Origin of the sequence: Pseudomonas paralactis (assembly GCF_001439735.1) — a bacterium.
In the GTDB taxonomy this organism is placed as follows: Bacteria; Pseudomonadota; Gammaproteobacteria; order Pseudomonadales; family Pseudomonadaceae; genus Aquipseudomonas; species Aquipseudomonas paralactis.
On the sequence record NZ_JYLN01000004.1, the window covers coordinates 604,913 to 629,385 of the forward strand.

Sequence of the window (24,473 nt, forward strand, 5' to 3'; positions counted from 1 at the left end):
ATGTTCGGTCGCATCGCTGCACTTGCTGTTGTTGTGTTGCTGGGCGGTTGCCAGAGCAACCAGGTCAACCACGATTTCGACGCCGGCCGCGACTTTGGCGCCTACCGCAATTGGGCCTGGAAAGACCCGGCGTTGCAGTACCGCCCCGATGACCCGCGGATCAAGAGCGACCTCACCGAGCAGCGCATCCGCCAGGCCGTGGGCGAGCAGCTCGACCAACGCGGCCTGCGTCCGGCAGCGGCGGGTACCAGGGCAGACCTGAATGTGCAGGCCTATTTGATTGTCGAAGACCGCCAGCAACAGGTCACCACCAACTATGGCGGCGCCTGGGGCGGCCCGTGGAATGGTTATTGGGGCGCGCCGATGTACAACGAAACGCGCAACATCACCTACAAAGTGGCGACCATCCAGATCGACCTGCTCGACGGCAAGGACGGCAAACTGGTGTGGCGCGGCAGCGACGAACAAATGATGGCCAGCACGCCTAACCCGGAGGACCGCAACAAGGCCATCCGCAGCACCGTGACCAAGATTCTCTCCAACTACCCGCCGCGCTGATTATCTTCTGTAGGAGCGAGCTTGCTCGCGAAAAACGTCAACGATAACGCGTGCTTCCTGAATCAACGCGGCGCCTGTGAGTTTTTCGCGAGCAAGCTCGCTCCTACAGGATTAGGGCACCTCCGCCAGTCGCCAATGTGGCGAGTTGCCAGCAACCTGTCGAAGCCTTGTCTACACTCCAGTGCAACCCCGGTGAGTTAGCGCAGGAGTGCTTCGATGTCTCCCCGATTCGGTTCCAGGCAGCGTGGGGCAATTGGCTTGATGGCGGCGGGCACCTTGGCGTTGGCCCTGGTGTTTACGTTGCTGGCGGTCGACAGCGGGCGCTTGTATTTGGAGAAGCGCAAGCTGCAATCCGTCGCCGATACCTCGGCGTTGGAAGCGGCCGGCCTCGGTGGGCAGTGCGGCGCTAATACCACGGCCAACGCCTATGCCACGCAAAACGCGGCGCGCAATGGTTTTGTGGTCGGCAATGGCCGCACGCTGGCCGTGACCTGCGGCACCCTGGCCACCAACGCCCTGAACACCCGCGTATTTACCGCCGATGCTACCAAGAGCGATGCGATCCGCGTGGTGGCTTCGCGCACGGTGATGACCAGCATCGCCAATGGTCTGTGGAACCTCTTCAGCGGCGCGCCGATCGCCCCGCAAATCAACCTGAGCGCCACTGCTGTCGCCGCGACGCCGCCTCCGGTAGCGCAGCTGTCGATCCGCAGCAGCCTGGCCAGTGTGGATTCGAGCAAGTCCCCACTGCTTAATCTGGTCATCGGCAACCTGCTCGGTGGCAACCTGGCGCTCACCGCTGCGGGATGGAACGGCTTGCTGCAAACCAACGTCAACCTGCTCAGTTACCTGGACCAGTTGGCGATCAACTTGGACGTGAAGGCGGGGGACTACGATGCCTTGCTCAATACAGCTGTCTCCGCGACCCAGTTGATCGATGCCGCGGTCAAGGTCTTGCAGAAAAACGGCGCAGCGGTCACGTCGGTGATCAATGATGTGATTGCGATTCAAGCGATTGCGCCCAATGCCAAGCTGTTGACGGTAGGGGACTTGATCGACATCGCCACCGGCACGCCGACAGCAGCGCTGAACAGCAATGTGCAGTTGTTTCAGTTGCTGGAAGCGGTGGCGCAGTTGTCCAGTAGCAAGAGTGCGGTGAGCGCGGCGGCGCAGATTGCTCTTCCTCTGGTGGGTAATGTGTCGATCCAGACCAAAGTCATTGAGCCGCCGCAGTTGTCGGCGATTGGCAATCCGGCATTGGCGAAGAAGGGCTTGTTGAATACCCCGCCGACCGATCAGATATTTGTGCGCACTGCGCAAGTGCGCACGTTGGTGACGGTGCAAGCGCCGATCATCAAGGCCGTCTCTGGCGTGGCGTCGATCTTGACGGGGCTGGGCACGCCGGTGTCCCAAGTGGTCAAAGGCTTGCTGAATCTTAATTTGCCTGCGGTGGTGGGGGGCGTGTTATGCCTGCTGGCGTGTAATGTCGTGGACGTTGATGTCACGCAGACGCTGTCCATATACATCGAAGCCGGCAGCGCGCAAAGCAATGTCATTGATTTCAATTGTACTTCGCCGGCCTCCAAGTCGTTGACGGTGAAGACAACCACTTCCCTTGCCACGCTGGCGGTGGGTACGGTGGATCCAGTCACTGCATTTTCTTCATCCGCGGCGGTCAATGTGCAGCCGGTCAGATTGATCGATTTTGGCGAGCGTTACTGTGTTGTCCTGACGCTGTTGTGCAGCCCCACCCGTACACCCAATGTAGGGGGCGGTTTGCTGTTGAAGGCCAACTCCACAATTGGTGCGCAGACCAGCAATATGCTGTTTGCGCCGGTGGCAGAAATGAATGCGCCGCCGACCTACAAGAGTGCACCTGGTACTGCCAATATCGTCGGGAGTCTGACGGCTACCTTGAGCGGCTTGCAGGTGACTTACGTACCGCCCAGCGGCAGTGTGTCCAATGGTGCGCTGGCTGGCGTCGCCGGGCTTCTTGCGACAATCACCTCTGCGGTGGTGGGGCTGATCCAGAATGTGCTGTCGCCGATCCTTGACCCTATCGTCAATACCTTGTTCAGCGCCCTGGGTATCAACCTGGGCAACGCCGAAGTTGGCGCCAACCTCACCTGCCATATGGGCCGGGCTTATCTTGTGATTTAGCTTGAGCCCCATAATTTAACTGACGGCCTGCGAGCCAACTGTGGGAGGGGCGGTGCGACGATTCGACTTGCTCTCGATGGCGGCCTGAGAGTCGACCAGGATGTTGGACTTTGATCGAGTACATATCCGTTGTTTGGGTTACGGCTGCTATTGGTTCCGCTTTTACAGCGGGTCACTTTTGAAAAGCGCAAAAGTAAGCAAAACGCTCTTGCCCCACCACTCGGCACCTCGCCTAGGCTCGGTGTGCCCGTAATCCGCCATGGATTTGGGGGGCCGCCGCCACGCGCCATCCATGGCGCGGGGCGGCTAAACCGGCATCCCTGCCGGTTTACCCCCCAAATCCCTGTCGAATTCCGGCCAGCGTGGTTTGACGGGGCGCCTGAGATCAAGATCAAAAGCAGAGCAACAGCAGAGCAAGAGCAAAAGCAAGAGCGGCTCGCTTCGCATCGTGGTTACGGGGGGTTAGGCCTGCACGATGGGCAACTCAACGCAAAACTTCGCCCCGGCCTCGCCATTGGTGACGCTCAGGCGTCCGCCCATGTTTTCTACGATGCCATAGCTCACCGACAATCCCAGTCCGGTGCCTACGCCGATTGGTTTGGTGGTAAAGAATGGCTCGAAAATCCGTTCCAATAAGCGCGGGTCGATGCCGCCTGCGTTGTCTTCGACCCAGATGCGTACATGGTGGCGGTCATGCTCGCTGTGCAGGGCAATCCAGGGGCGCAGGGCAGGGTCTTTTTCTCGTTGGCTGAGCAATGCGTCGCGGGCGTTGACCATCAGGTTGATCAGCACCTGTTCCAACTGATCGGCATAGCCTTTGACCTGCACGGCGAAGTCCGCCGGTGCGATGCGCACGTCTACACCTTTGCCACGCAAGCCTTCGCTGAGCAATGCCAGGGTGCCTTCCAGGGCTTGCGCCGGGTCGAAGGGTTGCTGCTCGATTTCCGAGCGGCGGCCGAACACGCGCATGTGGTCAACCACCCGGGCTGCGCGTTGCACCTGGGCGTCGATGCGCTGGAGTTTTTCGGTGAGGTAGTCGATTTGCACATCGCCATTGCTCAGGCGCTTGAGCACGTTGACGACGGCCATGTGCATCACGTTCAGCGGCTGGTTGATCTCGTGCGCCAGGCCGGTGGCCATTTCGCCGAGGGTGGCCATTTTGGCGCTTTGGGTCAGTTGTTGCTGGGAGCGGCGCACTTCGGTGTTGTCGCGGCCCACGGCCTGTACTTCTATCAAGGTACCCTGCTGATCAAACACGCCACGGTCCGACCACACCCACCAGGCATGTTCGCGGCCGGGCAGTTGCAGGCTGATTTCGGCGGTGCTGACCGGGAATTCTGGGGTCAGTCGTGCAATGCGTTGCACAAATGAGGCGCGTTGTTCATCCGACAGCCATTGGCCAAGGTCGACGCCCGGCAATTGGGCGGGCAGGCATTCCAGGTAGTTGGCCAGCGGCGTGTTGCCGAAGGTCAGGATCAGGTCGGGGCGGTAGCGGCAGATCATTGCCGGCGAGTCTTCCACCAGGATGCGGTAGCGCTCTTCACTCTGGCGCACTTGCTCGGCCGCCAGGGTCGCTTCGGTCACGTCCAGCCACAGGCCCACGGCTTCCACCGGCAGGCCGAGGTCGTCGCGCAACAGTTTGGCTTCATCGAGCAGCCAGTGGTAATGGCCTTGTTTGTCGCGCAGCCGGTAGCGGCTGCGCACGGTGCCTTCGCGCAGCAATTGGCGGGTGCGCTCAAAGTAGAGTTCGCGGTCGTCGGGGTGAATCAGCGTCGCCAGGGTGTCGTGGTTGCACTCGGCCAAGGTCCAGCCCAGCAGCGGTAACAGGCTGGCACTGAAGAACGCCGGATGCAGCGCGCCGTTGACGTAACGCTGTACATAGATCACCGCCGGCGAGCTGGCGATCAGGTTGTCCAGGCGGGCGTGGGCGGCGGCGGCTTGCAGTTGCTGGTTCTTGATGTCGCTGATGTCGAGCATGAAGCCGATCCAGCGCCGTTCACTGCCAACGCCCAGCACTTGCCCCTGTATGCGATACCAGAGCGGCGCCTGCTCGGCCTGCGTGCGTTGCAGGCGTACGCTGGCCAGCAACGGCTTACCCAAGGCTTGCAGGTCTTGCAGGCGGCTGCTGAGGGCTTGGCGGTCGGCGGGGTGGATCAATTCAAGCCAGGTGTCGAGGGCCTGACGGGTGGGGCCGTCCTCCTGGCTCAGGTTGCGCAGCAATTGTGGCGCCAACTGTATCTCCTGGGTGGCGGGCAACAGTTCCCACCAGCCGGTGCCGAGCAGGCCCTGCAAGGCTTCCAGCCGTTCCAGTTGTTGGTGGTGGCGCTGTTCACGCAGGCGGCTCAACAGTGGTGCGGCGAGTGCCGCGCACAGGGTGAGCCAGTCACGTTCGCGGGTGTGTTCCACCTGGCCGTCGTAGCCGCCACACAACAGCCAGGCCGCCACGCCGTGGCTGTCGCGGTACGGCACCAGCAAACCGCCGACGTTGCCGAAGATGCCGTGCAGGCGCGGGTTTTCGCTGCGGCCCAGGGCAATGTCCAGGTTCAGCGGCATGTTGCCGTTCAGACTGTCGAGGCTGGTGCCCAGGTGCTGCCCGGTTTGCCACAGGGCCGGTGCATCGTGGGCGGCGTATTGGCTGTAGATGCGCCAGCCCTGATCGTCCTCGTCGAGCAGCGCCATGGCCACGCAAGGTATGCGCCAGCGCTGGGCCACGCTGCGCAGGTGCTCGTTGAATACCTGAGGCAGGCGGTTGAGGCTGCACACGCGCAGTTGTTCGCTCATCAGGCAGGCGAGTTGATGGTTCTGCTCGCGCTGTTGCATCCGTGCCCGGTCGGCCAGCAGGTCGGTGATATCCAGCAGGCGCAGGGACCAGCCGTCACCTTCGGGCTCAAGCCAGCCGCGGGTGTGCAGAATTTGGTCGGCGGCGCCCTGGAAGTCCAGGTCCAGCCCCTGTCGCTGCCATTGGTGCGGCGCCCCTTCCACACTCAGCACGCTGCTCGGGCACAGCAACGTGTGCAACGGTGTGTTGGGCGTATTGGCCACACGTTGGTCGAGCAGAGGCCGCAAACTACCGGCAATGCTTAGCACCTGGCCCAGGTTGTCCAGTTGCAATTGCAGGCCCGGCGCAGGCATTGCCGGCGCGTCGAGGGCCAGGGCGCTGCTGCGCCCGCGCAGGCGTGCGAACAATTTATCCCCGGTCGTCAAAACTGAAGGCTCGAGGTAGCGGTCAGGTTGGTGGGCAGGTTCGGAACGGTGCCGACCCCAGGCAATACCAGGGCCGGCAATACCGCTTTGATGTTGGCGGATGGATAAGTGATTTTCACCGTCAGCAAGTTATTGGTGTAGGTGGCGGTGATGTAGCCGGGCAAAAACTTTAAAGAACCGGGGATCCAGTTCAACTGCGCCTGGGCTGCATCTTTGGCGCGCTGCACAACCAGGGCCGAATAGCCTGCGGTACCTGGGTCCAGTGACACACTGCGGCGCACGCCCTCTGCCGCTGCCTGGTGGAACGACTGCATCAACAGCAGCGGCAAGCTGTAGCTGAGCAGGCCGTAGAACACCGCAAAGAAGATCACGAAGACCAAGGCAAACTCGATCGCCGCCGCACCTTTTTGCTTTCTCGGGAGGCCTGATTTCATGACTGCGTCTACCCTGAGGCGAATACCTGATATCAGCATAGAATCATTCGGCAAAAAGGGATGTTTTTTACGTGATCCAGAATGTAGTGATGTTGCTGTGGTTGGGGCTGTGCGCCGTACAGGATATGCGTCAGCGGCAAATTGCCAATACGCTGACCCTGGGCGTCGGATTACTGGCGTTGATCTACCTGCTTTGGGCCGGCTCGACGTGGCTCGGTGCTACGCGCAGTGACGGCGGCATGGCTCTGTTGCTGGCGCTGGCCTTGACCCTGCCGGGCTATGCACTGGGCCGCTTCGGCGCCGGGGATGTGAAGTTGTTGGCAGCCCTTGGCCTGGCCTCCAGTACCGAGTATTTGCTGGGGTCGCTGATCGGCGCTGGCATCGCCATGGTGGCCTGGACACTTATGCATCAATGGCTTAGCTCAAGCCATGTTGAAGGGGAGGCGCAAGTGTCAACAAAACAGCCTTTTGCACCCTTTGTTTTGACAGGTTTTGCTGCCAGCTGGTTTTGGATCCATTAGTCGTTCGAGTGGATTAATGCTATGTACATAGTCAGAAAGTACGTCTACGTTTAATGAGTGGTTGTGGGATTTTTCGTCAGAAAGGATAGGTCAACCTTTGGCTTGCCAGGCATGGAGTAGCGCGTGAACAAGCTTACATCAGCAATAAAAGTGCTCGTGGTCGACGATCAACCGTTAATCGTAGAGGAGCTCTGTGAATTTCTTGAAAGCAGCGGGTACCGTTGTGTCCCGTGCGAATCCAGCAAGCAGGCGATCCAGCGTTTCAGCGACGACCCTCTGATCGGCCTGGTGCTGTGTGATCTGCATATGCCGGACATGGACGGCATCGAACTGGTTCAGGCGTTGCAACGCGTCGCCGGCAAGCATCGTGCATTCGAAGCCATCATGCTCACCGGTCGCGCCGACAAGCAGGACGTGATCAAGGCCCTGCGTGCGGGGATCGCCGATTACTACCAGAAGCCAATTAATCTGGATGAATTGCTCGAAGGCCTCAAGCGCCAGGAAGCGGCATTGGAGGAGCGGCAAAAGGACCTGCAACTGGGCACGCTTAACCAGAAATTGCAGTACCTGTCCGAATCCATCAACGACTTGTATATGGACCTGGACAAGGTGCGGCGTAACCCGGCGCCCAAGGACAACGACGGCGAGGCGATGGCAGACGAAGCCGGGCCGGTGGAGATCCCGGCGATCTTCAATCAGTTGTCTCCGCGCCAGTTGGACGTGGCGCGCCTGGTCGGCAAGGGGCAGACCAACTACCAGATTGCCTGTGAACTGGGGATCACCGAAAACACGGTCAAGCTGTACGTGTCCCAGGTGCTGCGCCTGACCCATATGCACAACCGTACCCAGTTGGCGTTGGCGTTATCACCGAGTAACTCGGCGATGCGTCAGCGGGTGACCGCGCACTAGCATCGCCCTACTGCAGGAGCGAGCTTGCTCGCGAAAAACGCCAAGACACCGCGTTACCCCAGGATGCACGCGTTATCGTTGACGTTCTTCGCGAGCAAGCTCGCTCCTGCAGTGGTTATTTGCCGCCCTGCGCAGTGCCGCCTATCTTCTGATCAAAGAACTCCGGAATCGGGTGCTTGTTGCTGTCCAGCCAGCGCTTCATCGCCTGCTCGCGCTCTGCCGGTGTGGTCTTTTGCGGGTTGGCCGAGGCTGCACGCCCGCTCAGTTGCAGGGCCATCCAGTTTTCTGTTTCCGCCTGCTGCGGCGAAGAAGGCCCGGCTTCGATGGCCGATGCCGCGTAAGGCAGGGCCAGCAGTGCAAGGCCGGCGAGGTAATGGAATTTCATCATCGACTCCCTATTTCACAGACGCCGGCAGCGTGTCGCTGACGGCCGCTACCTGGTCTTTGGATGGACGTACCGTTGCCGCACTCGCCCCCTTGATGCGTTGCGCGCGGGCTTGGGCTTGGGTCACTTGTTCGGGGCTCAGCCCGAGTTGGCCGACCACTTTGGCGGCCTGTTCCCAGTTGTCCTGGTAAATCAGCAAGGTCACCAGGTTCACCGCCGCCAGTTGATCGCTCTGCTTGAGCTCGATGGCGGTCATGAATTCAAAGCGTGCGTCTTCCAGGCGCAGTTGATCGAGGTACACCACACCCAGGTCATTGCGGATTTTTTCGTCGGTGGGCGCCAGGCGTGCTGCACGTTGCAGGTGGGCCATGGCCTGGCCGTTGTCGCCTTTGGCCGACGCCAGTTGCCCCAGGCCGTGCTCGCCATCGGCGGCCAGGCAGGTGCCGAGCAAACTGCGGTACAACGGCTCGGCCTCGGTGCGGCCGAGCAAACGATAGGCGCGGGCCTGGCGCTGGCGCACCTGGGGTAGGGTACTGGGCAGGTTTTGCAGGTTGGCCAGGCTGGCGTGCAGCTTGCCCTCGTTGGCCATGTCATCGGCCAGGTTCAGGGACAGCTCCTGGTCCGAGCTGGGTTTGGGGCAACTGCCGGGCGCCAGCAACCCGGCCCACGGAGCCTGACCATTACTGGCGCAGCCGCCCAGCATCAGCACGCTTAGGGCGACAATCAATGGCTTCATAACAGACTCCTCAGAAGTTATTCAGGGCGCGGGAGATGGCGATCATGGCCGGGCCCCCGAGCACAATCAGCAAGGCTGGAAACAGGAACACCATCATCACCACGGACATCTTCGCCGACATTTTCGAGATGTATTCCTGCAGGCGGGTCAGGCGTCGGTCATCGAGCAATTGCTTGAGCGCCAGCAGCGACTTCATCGCGCCACCACCCTGGTGGATCAATTGCTGGAGAATGATGCAGGTGTCGGTGAACTCGTCCACCGCCAACAGGCGTGCGGTCTTGCCCAGTTCTTCGGACAGCTCCAGGCCCGAGTCGACCCGCGCCAGGATCAGGCGCAGTTCGTGGGTCAGGTCTGGGAGCAGACGCTGGGCTTCGGTGCTCAACACCCGCAGCGATTGCTCAACCGCCATGCCTGATTCGAACAGGATGCGCAGCAGCGGAATGAATGTGGAGATTTCCCGAGCAATGCGCTCCTGGCGATATTTGGCGCTGAGGGCCAGGACGCGCTTGGGCACCAGGTAACCGACCCCCAGGGCAACCGCCGGCGCGATCCATGGCGAGCCGGCATGGGGAAACAGCAGTTGCTGGCCCAGTAGGGTCACGCCCAGCAGCACGATCGGCACGCCAACCTGGCAGGCGGCAAACATGGAGCGCTGGTTGGCCTTGCGCCAGCCGACACGGTTGAGCAGGGTCTGTGTTTCGTTGTCCAGGCTGACCGAACGCTGGGCCACCTGGCTTGCGCCCAGTTGGCGCATCAGGCTGCCGAGTTTGTCTTCGCGGCTCAGTTGGCCTTGCAGGCGCTGGCTGACCATACGCTGGCGGCGCCGTTGCTCCAGCAGGTTGCCGGCGATCAAGGCGACGGCGGCGAGCAACAGCAGGATGCTGATCAGAATCGCCATTTCAAATACTCCGCAACATGCGCCACATGACAAAGGTGCCCGTGATGTCGAGTGCCACCGCGGCCAACAATAAATAGCGCCCGGTGCCGTCATTCCACATGCTCATCAGATAGCCCGGGTTGACCATCAGGAAGTAACCCACCATGACGATCGGCAAGCCGGCCAACACGTAGGCGGTCATGCGGGTTTCACCGGTCATGGCCTTGAGTTGACGGGCGCCCTGTTCACGCTCGCGAATCATCTTGATCAGGTTTTCCAGCAGCTCGCTGGCGTTGCCGCCGTAGCGGTGGTTGACCTTCAAACCCAGGGCAAACAGGCGGAACTCATCGCGTTCATAGAACTCGGCAAAGTCACTGACGGATTCGGGCAGGCTTACGCCCATCTGCACGTTGCGCTGGATGCGGCTCATGGCCTGCTTGAGCGGTGCCTCGGTGCTGTCGATAGCGCCCAGCACGGCATCGGCCAGGGTGCGACCGGACTTGAGGCTGCGCACGCTGTGGTCCAGCAGTTGCGGCAATTGTTCGATCATGCGCTGCACCCGCCGTTGGTAGCGCCAAGCGATATACGCACGCAGCAGCAGCGGCGGCATGATCAGCATGACGAGCAGGCCCAGCCCGTCGGCCAGCAGGTAACCGAGCAACATGGCTACCACCCAGCCGCTGAGCCACAACCCCAGGCGATCGGTAGGTTTGCCCAGGCCGGCACGCTGAAACATGCGCTCCAGTGCGATCCAGCTGCCGTTGGGTTCCTGGGGCAACGGCTGGCCATCGGCGAGACGCTCCAGCACGCGGTCGGTGCCGGCCTGGCGTAACCCGCGCTGGAACAGCCAGATAGACAGGCTGACCAGCAGGACGCAGACGAGCAGCAAGATAAGTCCGGTCATGGTGCCCTCTACAATGGCAATGCCGATTCACGCCGCAGCTTGTCGCCGGCCGGGTTGAGCGCCTCGCGCAGGAAGCCAAAACCGGTACGGCGGTCCAGGCGAAACAGGGTGTTGGTGACGTATACGTCGTCGCGCACACCCACCACTTCCACCACCTCGCTGACGCACCGGCGGCCATCGGGCAGGCGCGTGAGCTGGATTACCACATCCAGCGCCGCACAGATCATTTGCCGCAGGGTTTTTTCCGCCACCACGCGACCGGTCAGGCCCACCAGGGTTTCCAGGCGCAGTAGCGCGTCCTGGGCATTGTTGGCGTGCACGGTACTCATGGAACCGTCGTGACCGGTGTTCATGGCAGTCATCACGTCGAGCACTTCGACGCCGCGAATCTCGCCGAGAATGATGCGGTCGGGGCGCATCCGCAGGGCGTTGCGGATCAGGTCGCTGGCTTTGACCTCGCCATGCCCTTCGGCATTGGGCGGCCGCGTTTCCAGGCGCACCACATGGGGGTGGCCCAGTTGCAGTTCGGCCACATCTTCGATGGTGACCAGGCGCTCATGGGGGTTGATCAGTTGGCTGAGGATATTGAGCAGCGTGGTCTTGCCGGTACCGGTGCCGCCACTGATAAGGATATTGCAGCGCTTGCCCACCGCCTCCTGGAAAAATTCGAAGATGCTGTGGTCGATGGTCTGCATCGCCACCAGGTCGCTGCTTTTGAGCATGTCCTTGCGAAACTTTCGGATCGACAGGCAGGGGCCATCCAGAGCAATTGGCGGGATGATCGCGTTGACCCGGCTGCCGTCGGGCAGACGCGCATCGACCATCGGCGAGGATTCATCCAGGCGCCGCCCGAGTGGCGCGAGGATACGCTGCATGACGCGTTCCACATGGTGCGCATCGATAAAGCGCAGGTCGCTCTGGTGCAGCACGCCGTCGCGCTCGATAAACACCCGGTGTGGGCCGTTGACCAGGATCTCGGTCACCGACACGTCGCGCAGGAGCACCTCCAGTGGGCCGAAGCCGGTCAGCTCATCGACGATTTCTTCGGCCAGGCGCTCCATCTCATAACGCGAGATCGCCAGGTGCATGCGGGTGATGTATTCGGCCACTTTGTCGATGACAAATTGCGCCAGGGATTGGCGCGAGCCTTCGAGCAGATTCTGTCCGGACTCTTCGATCGCGTCGATGATATAGCGGTGCAGCACCAGTTTCAGGCCGTCGTGATCGTTGTGTGTGGTCGCACTGCGAGTCGGTGCGCCGAAGAGTTTTTCGCCGTTCATCGACCGGGCCCCAGCAGGCGCTCGAACCAACGCGTCGAGGGTTTGGCAATGCCCTCGGAGCGTTTTGCCAGGCGCTCGCCCAACTGGCGCAAGGCTTGGGTCAAGGCTTCGCGTGGCGCCAGGGTGAACAGGCTTTGCCCCTGGTTCTTGGCATTCAGGCGCACTTCGGGGCTCAGGGGCAACACGGCGATGCACTCAAGGCCAAAGCTTTTTTCCAGGGCTTCGGTACCGGGGGCGCAGCCTTTGATATAGCGGTCGATAAGCAGCTTGGCGTGGTCAAGTTTCATGCCTTTTTCGCGCCACAGGTTCAGCACCGCGAGGTTACGGCGGCAGTCGAGCACGCCCTGGTCGGTGCACCACAACAGCTTGTCGCAGTGGCTGACAAAGGTGCGCAACGCTTCGCTGTCGGCCTGGCCGGTGAGGTTCACCACAATGTGTTGGAAGTGCTGGCGCAGGGCGCTGAGCAGCATGTACAGCTCGGCGGCGCTGGTCACTTCCAGGGGTTCGTCGCTGTTGGCATAGGCCAGGATCCGCAAGCCATCGTCGGTGCTGGTGAACGCGCTGTTGATCAGCGTAGTGTCGAGGCGGCGCAGGTGGCGCAGGGCGTCGCCGAAATTGAACGTACTCTCCAGCCCCAGCAGCGCCAGGCTGTCACCCTTGGGCAGGCCGAGGTCGAGCAGCAGGGTTTGTTGACCGCTCTGTTGCACCACCATCGCCAGGTGGCTGGCGAGCAGGGCGCCATCGGTGTTGCCTTGGGCACCATAGAGCACGGTCAGGCCACCAAGGTGGGCATTGGGCGCGGTGGGCGGCAGGCGTTTGCTCAGGCGCCGCACCAGCCCGGCCACTTCGCTGGAGCGTGAACCGTAGGCGACAAAATCCCTGGCGCCGGCGCGCATGGCGTTGAGTACCAACTGGTTGTCCATGCCATCGCCGAGGGCGACCACGGCCAGCATTGGCTTGGCTTCCAGTGCGCCTTCGATCAAGGCGCTCTGGGCCACCAGGTGCTCGCGGTCCAGGCCCACGAACACCAGGTTGGCGAAGGTCACGTCCACCAGCGCCAGCAGTTCGTCAAGGCTGCCGCCGCCCACGCTGATGACTTGACCCAGGGGCGCCAGCGCACCCTGGAGCCATTCCAGATCGGTGCTGTTGCGGGTGATTGCCAGGAAGGTCTGGCTCAGGCTATCGCTCATTGGGAAAGTCCACTGCGACGGTCGAAATTGCCGTTTTCCAGGAAGAACAGGCGGAACCAGTTCGGGTCATAGTTGCGCAGTTTTTCGCCGGGCAAGGAGGGCAGTTGCGCATTGGCCGCCAAGGGGCGAACCAGGTGCGGGGTGACGATCATCAGCAGCTCTTTTTCTTCGCTCTGGATATTGGAGTCGCGGAAAAACGCGCCAAGAATCGGGATATCGCCCAGGCCCGGAAGCTTGGCGATGGTGGAGCGGTTGGTACTGCTGATCAGGCCGCTGATCACGAAGCTTTCGCCGTCGGCCAACGACACGCTGGTGTCGGTACGTCGCACGGTCAGGGCCGGCACCTGAATGCCTTCGATGCGGATCGCATTGTTGTAATCCAGCTCGCTCACTTCAGGCGCGACTTTCAGGGCGATGCGGTTGTGGTCGATGACCGTGGGCGTGAGGGTCAGGCGAATGCCGAACTCCTTGTACTCGATGGTGATGGTATCGCTGCCGGCGCTGGGCACCGGGATCGGCACTTCGCCACCGGCCAGGAAGGTCGCGCTCTGGCCGCTCATGGCCACCAGGCTCGGGCGCGCCAGGGTGTAGGCAAAGCCGCTGCTTTCCAGCGCGTTGATCAATGCCTTGACCCGCCCACCGCCAAAACCGATGTTGAAGCTGTCAGCGCTCACCGGCAATTTGAACACGCTCTCGGCTGGAGACAGCAGGTCAGGGCTGCCGAGAAAGAAGTTTTTGCCCATGCCGAGGATCTTGGTGCTGGCTTCCTTGAGCTTGGTGCGGCTGACTTCGACGAAGCGAATGTCGGTCTGCACCTGGCTGGGCAGGGTCGGGTCTTCGGAGGGCGACAGGGATTGGCTGGTCAGCGCCGAAGTGGCCTTGCCCTTGACGAACACCATGCTCTGGCGCGGTGTGGTCGAACAGCTCGTCCACACCATCAGGCTGGTGGCGCCCGTGCCGACGCCGGTCAGCAGAAAATTGCGCTCGCCATTGACGCGCACGTCGGCGATTTTCGGGTCACCAATGGCCAGGCGCGTGATCGCCACCGGAGAGTGCAGTTCGGTTTGCAAACCCTCGCCCACTTCAACCACAGCGGGCAGTTGGCCCAGGGCGTTGCAGTTACCCGGTGCTGCCATCGCCATGCCCACGGGCAAGCACGGCAGCATCAAGGCCAAGGCCAATTGAGCGTAGCGTTGGCTCATTCAAGGCATCCTTGTTCAATCAGGGGGTTTGGGGTGCTGATGCTGCGCCGCGAATCACTTCGATGCCGCGACGCTGGCCGGTGTCGGCAACCGTGGGGGCGATTTTCTTCGGCGGTCCGCTGAGGGCTAATTGGGTGAATTGGTAGAGGTCGCGGTTGGCGCTTTGTACCTTGTCCGGGGTGTCGCTTTCGCCGGCCCAGTAGCGGCTGAGCAGTTGCTCGTCGGCGCTGCGTACGGCCAGGCGCAAGGTGCCTGCCTGGGAGGCGAGCATCAGCCGGCTCAGCAACGCTTCGGGCACTGCCAACACAACACTGCGCGCGGCGGTACGGCGCTGCGCCGCCTGGGCGCGCTCTTCGGCGGTGGCCGGTGGCGGCACTGCGGGTTGACCGTCGTTGGCCAGGCCCAGTTGATCGCCGACGCTGAGCAGGCGAATTGCCGGGATGACCACCTGTGCCGACTGCTCGGCATTGGCGTTGTCCTGGCGCAGGAACAGCAATACGTCCACGTAATCGCCGGGGCTCAACTGGCCGCCGGCACCGATGACTTCATCCACAGCCACGGCCAGAGCGCGTTCATGGGCGCGGATCATACGGGCCAGGGGGCCACCGGCGGTGAAGCTCTCTTCGTTCAGCCAGGTGCCGGCACTCAGGGCGCGCAAAGGCGTGCGGCCGATGGCCTGGTCGAGGCTGGTCAGACTGCCGGCCGGTACGGTACGCAGTTTTTCCACGGCGACATCAGCGGCGGTGAGCGCAACGAAAGGCGGCACCGCATTTACCAGCACCACCACCGGCTGGCGGGTCTGGTCTTCGACGGCGGCGACGGTTTTTTCAACAGAAATGACAGGGTTCTGCGATGGAGCCGCTACCGGTACGGGAGGGCGGCTAAGCACCAGGCCCCAATACCCTGCAATCAAGGCTCCAACAAGCAGCAAACCCGCCAGGACCATGCTGATGCGACTGTTCATGACGGCTCTCCCTATCCTGTTGCACGGCTTTTATCCCGTCACTTCAAACGAGTTAAATTCGCAACTTGGCTGTGATGAACAACTAACGATTTGGCTATTTGAAGGTAGCTCAGCTAGGACGAAATGCCATTACCGAACGCAAAATTTATCTGAAGTTCAAGCGCACCCCTGTAAATACAGGTTTTACGGCGTGTCTAAGGCGACTAATACTTTGTGATTAATGCGTTCTTACAGTTGTGAGTGTTAAAAATGTTGACAATGCTCTAGTGGCACACGGCAATCATTGTGCGGGCCAGCTGTAGCGGCGCTTTTTGGCGCATGAAGGAGAAGGCGTATGATCCTTGACCTGTTCTTGAAGTTTTACATTCATGCCCAGTTATTTCTGCGTCGCAGAGACGGGGCATCGGCCATTGAGTATGTGATTATTGTGGCGCTAGTTGCGTTGGCTATCATCACGTTCGGCACTGAGATTGGAGATAAGATAAAAGGTGTGTTCCAACAAGTGTCTGATGGGCTGCCGGCTGCGGCATAACGATAATTGCTGCAGGTTGTTGTTCTGGTGCTTCTTTTAATCAGGTACTGCCCATGAGCCACCCCTCGTCATCCCGCCAGAAAATCCTGTTGGTGGACGACGAGGAGGATGCGCTGATCGAGTTGGCCGAATCCCTCGAAAACGAGGGATTCGTCTGCTATACCGCCACGTCCGTCACTTTCGCGCTGCAAGAATTGACACTTAATCCCGATATCGCCCTGGTGATCACCGACCTGCGTATGCCCGAGGAAAGCGGCATTTCCTTGATCAAGCGCCTGCGCGAACACACCTCACGCTCGCATTTGCCTGTGATCGTGATGTCCGGTCATGCCGAGATGGATGATGTCAGCGATATGCTGCGCTTGCAGGTGCTGGATCTGTTTCGCAAGCCGATCTATCTGGTGCGTTTGATTGATACGCTGGATAGTTTGTTTCCCCGCTCGAAGCCCTCTTGATCGTTGGATCCAATGCGAGTGTTGCCTGACAGCTGACAGGTATTGAGCTGATTAGGTTTTGTAGGAGCGAGCTTGCTCGCGAAAAACTCATAGGCGCCGCGTTCATTCATGAAGCCCGCGTTATCGTTGAGGTTTTTCGCGAGCAAGCTCGCTCCTACAGAGGGCGATGTACGCTTAACTGACTGACATTAGGGCCTGCCCCCGATGAGCTCTACACAACTTAGTAGCAGCCAGCAGTAACCACGATGCGAAGCGAGCCGCTCTTGATCTTGATCTGCTTTTGATCTTAAGCGCCCCGTCAAACCACGCTGGCCGGAATCCATGGCGGATTACGGGCACACCGAGCCTAAGCGAGGTGCCGAGTGGTGGGGCAAGAGCGTTTTGCTTACTTTTGCCTGGGCCGGCATTCCGGCTTTTCAAAAGTGAGCCGCCGTAAGGGCGGAACCCATAGCAGCCGTTACCGCAGCAATGGATATGTACCCGGTCTGATCCAACAAATGGTCAACGCATCAACCTCTTCAGAGCTGATAACTGAAACTCAGCGTATACCGCGGCCGTCGATTAAAGCTGTCCAGCGCCACATCCGACATCGGCTTGGCCGCTTCCAGAGCGATGTTGTAGTACTTGTTATCGCCAAAGCGTAACCCCACCGCCGCCGAGGACATGTCGTTGGATTTGACCGGCAGGTCGTTGAACCAGGTCTTGGCGCGGTCGAGCACTACGTAAGGTTGCAAGACCTTCACCCAGTTGCCCGCGCGGTTGAAGCTGTAGTTGACCTCGTACGCCACGCCCCAGCCCTTGTCGCCCGAACCCTGGTCGTCAGGGTAGCCACGCCCGAAATTTTGCCCGCCGAAGGTGGCACGTTCGCTGTCGGGCAGTGTGTTGTTACTCCAGTACAACGCACCTGAAAGCACGCCTTGCCAGTTATCGAAGAACTTGTCGCTTTGCACGCCGGAGAGGCGCAGGCGGAAAAAATCGAGGTCCGGTTTTGCCACGTCCAGGTCACTGCGCGCCTTGGCGCCTAAACCGTCGATGCCTTGGTACAGGCCGCCGCTGATGATGCGTAACCGGCGTGCGTCGGCCTTGCGCCAATCACCTTCAAAAGCGAGGGCGCGCAGGTTGGATTCGATGTCGAAACTCAGCGGGTAGCCCACCAGCTTGTAACGGGTGGTCTGGTCCACCCCGTACAGGCGTGTGCCCAGGGTCAATGATTCGGTGGGGGAGGCAATAAACGGGTGGCTCAGACCGATGGAGTAGCGATCGATCGACTGGTGCGGCTTGAGCTCGAAACCGCCGTCCAGTTGCACGCGGCTGTTGGGATCGGCGCGGTAACGCTCGGCGGCGAGTGCCAGTTGGGTACCCTCGGCATTGATGAACTGGTTGTAATCCACCCGGTAGTAATGCTCCTTGTCCTCGCCGGGCGGGAACAGGCCGCTGACGGTCAACTGTTCGCCCATGAACGTTTGCGAGTTGCTGGTGGCGCTGAGCAAGGCTTGCGTACCGCCACGGCTTTTTTGCACCAGGCTCATGCTGGTGGTGAAAGGTTTGCGGCTGGCCTGGATCTGCATGTGCGTGGCGCCGTCGGTGGTGCCGGGCGGCGGTACCTGGGCTTGTACGGTCAGGCCGGGAATACGGCTCATCAGCGTGGTGTAGCGCTCGAAGGTCTTGCGCGTCAGCGGGCGTTCGGCCAACAGCTTTTGCGCCAGCTTGTCGACGTAGGCCGACACTGAGCCAATGTCGCCGGTTTGCTGGTAGTCCTTAATGTAACCCTCCACCAGGACGACGCGGACCAGGCCGTTTTCGAAATTCTGCTGCGGCAGGAACGCGTAGGACAGCAGGTAACCGTCTTCCTGGTAGCGGCGAGTGATGCCACGGGTTGCTTCGATCAATTGCGCGAGGTTGGTCTCCCGACCAATCAGCGGTGCATAAACCTGGGCCGTCTCGGTGAGCGGGTAGACGGTGCCGCCTTCGATTTGCAGCTTGCGGATAGTGACCTTGGTGTCCATCAACAGGGGTTGCCCGGCAGTCGGTGGCGCTTCAGGCACTTGGGTTTGCGGCGTGGTCGGGCGATAGGCATCGGCGGGCAGGTTGGGGGTCGGCAAAGTGCGGACGGTGTCGTTGCTGTTCAAAAAGCTGGGAAGGGGCTCGGCCTGGGCGTAAGCGCTGAGGGTTAGCATTAACAACGGCGTTAATACGCGCATAGGACACTCCATGGTCAACTGCAGCAGCGCTTCGGGCCCGCCGGGTTCTGGGACTCGGTTCGGGAGGGCGGCGGTTCATTACAAGGCGCCGCCCATAAAAAAGACGAGAGACTTATTTAGGGTCTCTCGTCTCAACCAAGCGTAGGCGCTGTAGGGGAGGCCGTCTAATCGGCCAGGTGCATTTCTATTTTCCGGTCAGACCGTTCAACAAACCGCCCAGACCGCCCGTGGCTGTGGTGCCGCCGGTGGTAGTCGCAGTACCGGTAGTCGAGGTGCTGGCGCCGATGTTCAAGCCGCCGAGCAGGCCGCTGCTGGTGCCAGTGGTGCCGCCGGTGACCAAGCCACCCACCGAGCCTACAGTGTTGCCGACAGCGGTTACGGTGGTGCCCACTGCGTTGGTGATCGGGTTGGCATTGGCGGCAGTCAGGTTGGTGCCTACGCTGCTGACAGCACCGCCCACTTGCGTCACCAGGCCGTTGACCGGGGCGCCAACGCCAGTGGTAGTACCGATGTTCTGTGTCAGCGCGGTGACACCGGATGTGACCGGGTTAAGCGCTGCACCGACATTGGTTGCCACGGCCGCTACCGGTGCCGTGGCGCCTGTGTTGGCGACACCTGTACCACCCAGCACAGTCCCCACGGAAGCGATGGTATTGCCCAGCGCGCCACCGGTCACACCTGCTGCACTGATCGTGCCGTTGGTGTTGCCGACATTCAGGCCGGTACCGACGTTGTTGACCAGGCCGCCGACCAGCTCTGGAATGCCGGGAGCCGCAGTGCCACCGGTTGGGGCGACATAGCCACCAGACTTGTCGAGGGTGCCGCCAACGCCAGTCAGCACACTGCCGACCACCGTGGTGACAGGGTTACCGGTACCTCCAGTACTGGCGACTTGAGTCCCCAGGCTGGTGACGGTGGAGCCGACTTTATCCAGCAGACCGCTGACAGGAGTGCCCAGGCCGGTTGCCGTGCCGAGGTTGCCGGTGGTGTTTTCCACCAGCGATACCACAGGTACCAGGACTTTGCCGCCCAGGGTGTTGGTCAATGAGCCCAATGGGCCGGTGGTGCTGGCAGTACTGAGCGTATCGCCGAGCATGGTCACCGTGGTGCCGACTTTGTCCACTACGCCACCGACGGCAGTGCCTGCACCTCCTGTCAGGCCGCCGACGACGGGTATACCGCCGAGGGTAGTCGACAGCGATTGGCCGGTGGTCGAGAGGCCGCCGCCCAAGTCCGCAACACCATTACCGACGCCTGCCACAGTCGTGCCCAGGGAGTTGGTATTGGTGCCCAGTGAGCCCAAGCCGGTGGTCACGCCGGTACCGATGCTGGTCACAGCAGTACCCGCCGAGGTCACCAGGCCGCCAGCGGTGCCGCCGACGATAGGTACACCATTAAGGGTGGAGCCAAGGTTACCAACCGCTGTGCCGACATTGCCCACGGTAGTGCCGAGGGTCCCGGCGATCTGGCCAGTGACCAGCGGGGTGGTTGTCGAGCCGGTACCACCGCCGGTACCGCCAGTGCCGCCGCCAGTCCCGCCGGTGCCGCCACCAGTCCCGCCAGTGCCGCCGCCAGTCCCGCCGGTGCCGCCACCAGTCCCGCCGGTGCCGCCGCCAGTCCCGCCGGTGCCGCCGCCAGTTCCGCCGGTGCCCCCACCAGTTCCGCCAGTGCCGCCATCAGTACCACCAGTTCCGCCACCTGTGCCGCCAGTGCCGCCACCTGTGCCGCCAGTGCCGCCACCTGTGCCGCCAGTGCCACCATCAGTCCCGCCGGTGCCACCGCCAGTTCCTCCAGTTCCACCGCCCGTGCCGCCGTCACCGCCACCTGTACCCGCACCTGCGCCAGCATCCGGCGAGGACTCTGCCACGCTGGATTTATGCCCGCCACCACCGCTGCTGCAACCGCCGAGGCTCATCGCCAGAATCAGGGCCAACGCAGTACTTGCCTTCCAAAACACGACTTGAGTTTTCATGATTGAGTTCCTTGCACCTGGTACAACCTGGGTTGTTTCAAACCTTCGCTACTTCTTGGGGCAGCAATAAGTTTGTCCGTGGGGCTATCTCAGGTCATGGCGCTCTTTCGCACAACGCTCAACTTGGTATTAACAATTTATATACCCCGGGCGTTCGTTGACTTAGCGACTAATACAAAGGGTGTAGGGCAAGGATGTTAAAGAATATTTAAATTATTAAAATCAAAGCGTTGAATAAAATAGCGGACCTCGTAAGGTCCGCTATAACTTTGGATGTATATATACAATTAATCAGTGTTTTTCATGCAATCGGTTGCCACTTTCCGACCATGTGCTGAAGGTCGCCCACCCCTTTAAGTTCCCATTCACCACTGGAACCGGCTGCGCTACTCCGCAAGATCACTTCACTGGGCAGGCGCACGGGTTTTCTGAATTCAACGTCGATTTCAATATTGGCGGCCGGCAGATGTTCCCCCAGCGCTGCAAGGGTACGGGCCTTGTTCCACAGCCCATGGGCGATGGCTTGGGGAAACCCGAACAGCTTGGCCGTCGGCGCACTGAGATGGATGGGGTTGTAATCACCGGACACCCGGGCATAGCGGCGACCGATATCGGTGGGCGCTTTCCAGCGTGTCAGTTCATTAAGAGGTCCTGGGGCCAGCACGCTGTTATTCGGCGCTTGGCCTTCAAGCTTCACGCCCCGGCAGAGCATCTGGCTTTGGGCTTCCCATAGCAGCCCAAGGGCATCTTCGACCACGGTCGCAATGTCAAAGGTCGCGCCCTTGGCGTGGGGCTGAAGGTTGTGTGCGTACACGCCGATGCTCACATCGCCCACGCCGCCCAGAGGTCGATGAATCCGGATGCGATTGTTCAAGTGGACCAGCCCCAACAGCGGAAACGGAAACGCCTTGTCGGTCAACAGTTGCAATTGCAGGCCGAACGCCAGAATGTGCGGATAAGTCGCCGGCAGCATCGGGCTGTCAGTAAATCCGCAGACCTTGCGGTACGCCGCAACGGCCTTGGGATCGACGTGGACCCGACAGCGCCAGCCGCGTTCGGGCAAGGTGCTGCCGGTGATCTTGCGCTTGAGCGCTGCACGCCAGTACAGCGGGAGTAGCGACGGTGTGCTGTCCAAGGTTTGCCATTGCATGCTTACGCTCCCAGAAGACTTTGCCCACACACCCGTAGTGCCTGGCCGCTGACCGCGCCAGAACCCGGCTGACCGAGCCAGGCAACCGCTTCGGCCACGTCCTGTGGCACGCCGCCCTGGCCAAGTGAACTCATGCGTCGCCCGGCCTCGCGCAGGGCAAACGGGATGTGCGCAGTCATCTGGGTTTCGATAAAGCCCGGTGCCACGGCATTGATGCTGATCCCGCGCTCCTTCAACAGGGGCGCCCATGCCTGGGCCAGGCCGATCAAACCGGCCTTGCTCGCGGCATAGTTGGTTTGCCCGCGATTGCCGGCGATGCCACTGATGGAGGCCAGCAGCACGACCCGCGCATTGTCGTGCAGGGTGCCGCTGTCGAGCAGGGCCTTGGTCAGCACTTGCGGGGCATTGAGGTTCACTGCCAGCACCGCGTCCCAGTACTCCGGGGTCATGTTGGCCAGGGTTTTGTCGCGGGTGATGCCGGCGTTGTGCACCAGAATATCGAGCCCGTCGGGCAGGTGTTCAACCAACTGGCTGGCGGCGTTTTCGGCGCAGATGTCCAGCACCAGCGTACGCGCATTCAGGCGTGCGGCCAGTGCTTCGAGGTCAGCCTTGGCCTGGGGCACATCGAGCAGGATCACCTCGGCGCCATCCCGGGCCAGGGTTTCAGCGATGGATGCACCGATGCCCCGGGCGGCGCCCGTGACCAGCGCCTTGCGTCCCGCCAGTGGACGCGTCCAGTCTTCGACCGGGGTGTCGCAGGCTGACAGGCGAATGACCTGGCCCGAGATGTAAGCGCTTTTGGGCGAGAGGAAAAACCGCAGCGCGCCCTCCAACTGGTCCTCGGCCCCGTCACCTACATACAGCAACTGCAACACACCCCCGCTGCGCAGTTCCTTGGCCAGCGAGCGGCTGAAGCCTTCCAGAGCGCGCTGGGCGCTGGCGGCAAACGGGTCGCTGAGGCTTTCCGGCGCACGGCCGAGGATCACCAGGTGCGCACTGTGGTCGAGGTTTTTCAGCAACGGCTGGAAGAACTCACGCAGTTGCTTGAGCTGGTCGGTGTGCTTCAAGTCGCTGGCGTCGAACACCACTGCCTTGAGCCTGGGGCCATGCCCCGGAATCCACGCGGATGCCGTTGAGGCTTCTGCGCCGTAGCTGTAAACCGCATCGGTGAGCCGATTGGCAAACGCCAGCACCTTGTGGGTCAACGCGCCGCCGCCCAGCAACAGTGCGCCTTCGACCGGGCGCAGGCGTCCGGCTTGCCAGCGTTCCAGGCGTACCGGTGACGGCAGGCCAATGGCGGCGACCAGGCGATGGCCGAGGCTTGAGTTGGCGAAGTCGATATAACGGTCAGACATGGAACGCTCTCCGAAGGCTGGGGTTCAAAGGGTTGACCATCCCAGGGTAGCAGTCGTTCGACTAGGCTCAGTGATCAAGCCCATAACCGACAGAGGGAGCTTTTCATGACTCAATTGCGCCGAGTGGCGATTATTGGCGGTAACCGCATTCCTTTCGCCCGTTCCAATGGCCCTTACGCCACGGCGAGTAACCAGGCGATGCTGACCGCCGCCCTGGAGGGCCTGATCGAGCGCTACAACCTGCACGGTCTGCGCATGGGCGAGGTGGCCGCCGGCGCGGTGCTCAAGCATTCCCGCGATTTCAACCTGACCCGCGAATGCGTGCTCGGTTCGCGGTTGTCGCCGCAGACCCCGGCGTACGACATCCAGCAAGCCTGCGGCACGGGCCTGGAAGCAGCGCTGCTGGTGGCCAACAAAATTGCCTTGGGCCAGATCGAATGCGGCATTGCCGGTGGGGTGGATACCACGTCCGATGCACCGATTGGGGTGAATGAGGGGCTACGCAAGCTGCTGCTCAAAGCCAACCGCAGCAAGTCCATGGCGGACAAATTAAAAGTTCTGTTACAACTTCGCCCCCAGCACCTCAAGCCCGAGTTGCCGCGCAACGGTGAACCGCGCACCGGACTGTCCATGGGCCAGCACTGCGAACTGATGGCTCAGACCTGGCAGATCCCGCGTGCCGAGCAAGACCAGTTGGCGCTGGAGAGCCATCAGAAGATGGCCGCGTCCTACGCCGAAGGCTGGCACAACGATTTGCTCACGCCGTTTCTCGGCCTCACCCGTGACAACAACCTGCGCCCGGACCTGACCCTGGAAAAACTCGCCAGCCTCAAGCCCGCCTTCGAGCGCAGCGAAAAGGGCACGCTGACCGCCGGCAACTCCACGCCGCTGACCGATGGGGCCTCCCTGGTGCTGCTGGGCAGCGAGGCGTGGGCCAAGGAACGTGGCCTGCCGATTCTGGCGTACCTGCGTGATGGCGAAGCGGCGGCGGTGGATTTTGTCAACGGTGCCGAGGGCCTGTTGATGGCGCCGGTATATGCGGTGCCGCGCTTGCTGGCTCGCAACGGCCTGAGCTTGCAGGACTTTGATTACTACGAGATCCACGAAGCCTTTGCTGCCCAGGTGTTGTGCACGCTCAAGGCGTGGGAAGACGCCGATTATTGCAAGACACGCCTGGGCCTGGATGCTCCGCTGGGCGCTATCGATCGCAGCCGGCTCAACGTCAAGGGCAGTTCGTTGGCGGCGGGCCATCCGTTTGCCGCCACCGGCGGGCGCATCGTTGCCAACCTCGCCAAATTGTTGGACGCGGCGGGTAAAGGGCGGGGGTTGATTTCGATTTGCGCTGCGGGCGGCCAGGGTGTGACAGCAATCATTGAACGATGAAAGAGGCTTGACGAGTAACCCCTGTAGGAGCGAGCTTGCTCGCGAAAGACGTCAACGATAACGCGTGCATTCTGGATAAATGCGTTGCCTTTGAGTTCTTC

General features: G+C 61.4%; 21 protein-coding genes. 7 read left to right on the forward strand and 14 right to left on the reverse strand.

Going from position 1 to position 24,473, the window contains the following annotated elements:
• Complete coding sequence (locus TX23_RS14135) at nt 1–558, forward strand: DUF4136 domain-containing protein (RefSeq protein WP_057702666.1); 558 nt, start codon at nt 1–3, stop codon at nt 556–558.
• A gap of 216 nt (nt 559–774) precedes the next feature.
• Nucleotides 775–2,718 carry a pilus assembly protein TadG-related protein gene (locus TX23_RS14140; RefSeq protein ID WP_057702667.1) on the forward strand — a complete coding sequence of 648 codons (1,944 nt, stop codon included), beginning with the start codon at nt 775–777 and terminating at the stop codon, nt 2,716–2,718.
• 462 nt (nt 2,719–3,180) lie between these two features.
• Here the strand turns inward: TX23_RS14140 and TX23_RS14145 are convergent, their stop codons facing one another.
• Nucleotides 3,181–5,922: a PAS domain-containing sensor histidine kinase gene (locus TX23_RS14145; protein WP_057702668.1), complete on the reverse strand. Its 2,742-nt coding sequence runs from the start codon at nt 5,920–5,922 to the stop codon at nt 3,181–3,183.
• On the reverse strand, nt 5,919–6,356 hold the full coding sequence (locus tag TX23_RS14150) for a TadE family protein (RefSeq protein WP_057702669.1): 438 nt from the start codon (nt 6,354–6,356) through the stop codon (nt 5,919–5,921). Before TX23_RS14150 ends, TX23_RS14145 begins: the two co-directional genes overlap by 4 nt.
• 71 nt (nt 6,357–6,427) lie before the next feature.
• On the opposite strand from TX23_RS14150, the gene TX23_RS14155 reads away from it, so the two are divergent.
• Both TX23_RS14155 and TX23_RS14160 read left to right on the forward strand, forming a co-directional pair.
• The gene (locus tag TX23_RS14155; protein WP_057702670.1) at nt 6,428–6,877 is read left to right on the forward strand and encodes a prepilin peptidase; all 450 of its coding nucleotides are present in this window, start codon (nt 6,428–6,430) and stop codon (nt 6,875–6,877) included.
• 123 nt (nt 6,878–7,000) lie between these two features.
• Nucleotides 7,001–7,786, forward strand: a complete 786-nt coding sequence (locus TX23_RS14160; RefSeq protein WP_057702671.1) for a response regulator transcription factor — start codon at nt 7,001–7,003, stop codon at nt 7,784–7,786.
• A gap of 115 nt (nt 7,787–7,901) precedes the next feature.
• Here TX23_RS14160 and TX23_RS14165 read toward each other — a convergent pair whose 3' ends face one another.
• The 8 genes from TX23_RS14165 to cpaB are packed head-to-tail and all read right to left on the reverse strand — an operon-like array spanning nt 7,902 to nt 15,324.
• On the reverse strand, nt 7,902–8,171 hold the full coding sequence (locus tag TX23_RS14165; protein ID WP_057702672.1) for a DUF3613 domain-containing protein: 270 nt from the start codon (nt 8,169–8,171) through the stop codon (nt 7,902–7,904).
• A 10-nt stretch (nt 8,172–8,181) separates the two neighbouring features.
• Nucleotides 8,182–8,907 carry a tetratricopeptide repeat protein gene (locus tag TX23_RS14170; RefSeq protein ID WP_057702673.1) on the reverse strand — a complete coding sequence of 242 codons (726 nt, stop codon included), beginning with the start codon at nt 8,905–8,907 and terminating at the stop codon, nt 8,182–8,184.
• 10 nt (nt 8,908–8,917) lie between these two features.
• Nucleotides 8,918–9,805, reverse strand: coding sequence for a type II secretion system F family protein (locus TX23_RS14175; RefSeq protein ID WP_057702674.1), 888 nt, complete (start codon nt 9,803–9,805; stop codon nt 8,918–8,920).
• Between the two features lies 1 nt (nt 9,806).
• Nucleotides 9,807–10,688 (reverse strand): type II secretion system F family protein, encoded by an 882-nt coding sequence (locus tag TX23_RS14180; protein ID WP_057702675.1) that lies wholly within the window; start codon nt 10,686–10,688, stop codon nt 9,807–9,809.
• Between the two features lie 8 nt (nt 10,689–10,696).
• A complete protein-coding gene (locus tag TX23_RS14185) occupies nt 10,697–11,968 on the reverse strand; it encodes a CpaF family protein (RefSeq protein ID WP_057702676.1) in 1,272 nt (423 codons plus the stop codon).
• Nucleotides 11,965–13,158, reverse strand: coding sequence for an AAA family ATPase (locus TX23_RS14190; protein ID WP_057702677.1), 1,194 nt, complete (start codon nt 13,156–13,158; stop codon nt 11,965–11,967). The genes TX23_RS14185 and TX23_RS14190 overlap by 4 nt, the downstream gene beginning before the upstream one ends.
• Nucleotides 13,155–14,360, reverse strand: a complete 1,206-nt coding sequence (locus TX23_RS14195) for a type II and III secretion system protein family protein (RefSeq protein WP_057702678.1) — start codon at nt 14,358–14,360, stop codon at nt 13,155–13,157. The genes TX23_RS14190 and TX23_RS14195 overlap by 4 nt, the downstream gene beginning before the upstream one ends.
• 19 nt (nt 14,361–14,379) lie before the next feature.
• Nucleotides 14,380–15,324 carry a Flp pilus assembly protein CpaB gene (gene cpaB, locus TX23_RS14200; protein ID WP_057702679.1) on the reverse strand — a complete coding sequence of 315 codons (945 nt, stop codon included), beginning with the start codon at nt 15,322–15,324 and terminating at the stop codon, nt 14,380–14,382.
• A 334-nt stretch (nt 15,325–15,658) separates the two neighbouring features.
• Here cpaB and TX23_RS14205 point away from each other — a divergent pair, with 334 nt between their 5' ends.
• Together TX23_RS14205 and TX23_RS14210 are read left to right on the forward strand one after the other, a co-directional pair.
• Nucleotides 15,659–15,856 (forward strand): Flp family type IVb pilin, encoded by a 198-nt coding sequence (locus tag TX23_RS14205; protein ID WP_057702680.1) that lies wholly within the window; start codon nt 15,659–15,661, stop codon nt 15,854–15,856.
• A gap of 53 nt (nt 15,857–15,909) precedes the next feature.
• Nucleotides 15,910–16,311 (forward strand): response regulator, encoded by a 402-nt coding sequence (locus TX23_RS14210; RefSeq protein WP_057702681.1) that lies wholly within the window; start codon nt 15,910–15,912, stop codon nt 16,309–16,311.
• A gap of 518 nt (nt 16,312–16,829) precedes the next feature.
• Here the strand turns inward: TX23_RS14210 and TX23_RS14215 are convergent.
• From TX23_RS14215 to TX23_RS14230, 4 genes are all read right to left on the reverse strand, one after another.
• Complete coding sequence (locus TX23_RS14215) at nt 16,830–18,512, reverse strand: ShlB/FhaC/HecB family hemolysin secretion/activation protein (RefSeq protein ID WP_057702682.1); 1,683 nt, start codon at nt 18,510–18,512, stop codon at nt 16,830–16,832.
• A 184-nt stretch (nt 18,513–18,696) separates the two neighbouring features.
• Nucleotides 18,697–20,484 (reverse strand): collagen-like triple helix repeat-containing protein, encoded by a 1,788-nt coding sequence (locus tag TX23_RS14220; RefSeq protein ID WP_082629622.1) that lies wholly within the window; start codon nt 20,482–20,484, stop codon nt 18,697–18,699.
• Between the two features lie 301 nt (nt 20,485–20,785).
• Nucleotides 20,786–21,634 carry a MaoC family dehydratase gene (locus TX23_RS14225; protein ID WP_057702683.1) on the reverse strand — a complete coding sequence of 283 codons (849 nt, stop codon included), beginning with the start codon at nt 21,632–21,634 and terminating at the stop codon, nt 20,786–20,788.
• A 2-nt stretch (nt 21,635–21,636) separates the two neighbouring features.
• Nucleotides 21,637–22,989, reverse strand: coding sequence for a 3-oxoacyl-ACP reductase (locus tag TX23_RS14230; protein WP_057702684.1), 1,353 nt, complete (start codon nt 22,987–22,989; stop codon nt 21,637–21,639).
• Nucleotides 22,990–23,094: 105 nt separating this feature from the next.
• Here TX23_RS14230 and TX23_RS14235 point away from each other — a divergent pair, with 105 nt between their 5' ends.
• Nucleotides 23,095–24,372: an acetyl-CoA C-acetyltransferase gene (locus tag TX23_RS14235; protein ID WP_057702685.1), complete on the forward strand. Its 1,278-nt coding sequence runs from the start codon at nt 23,095–23,097 to the stop codon at nt 24,370–24,372.
• Nucleotides 24,373–24,473: the final 101 nt, after the last annotated feature.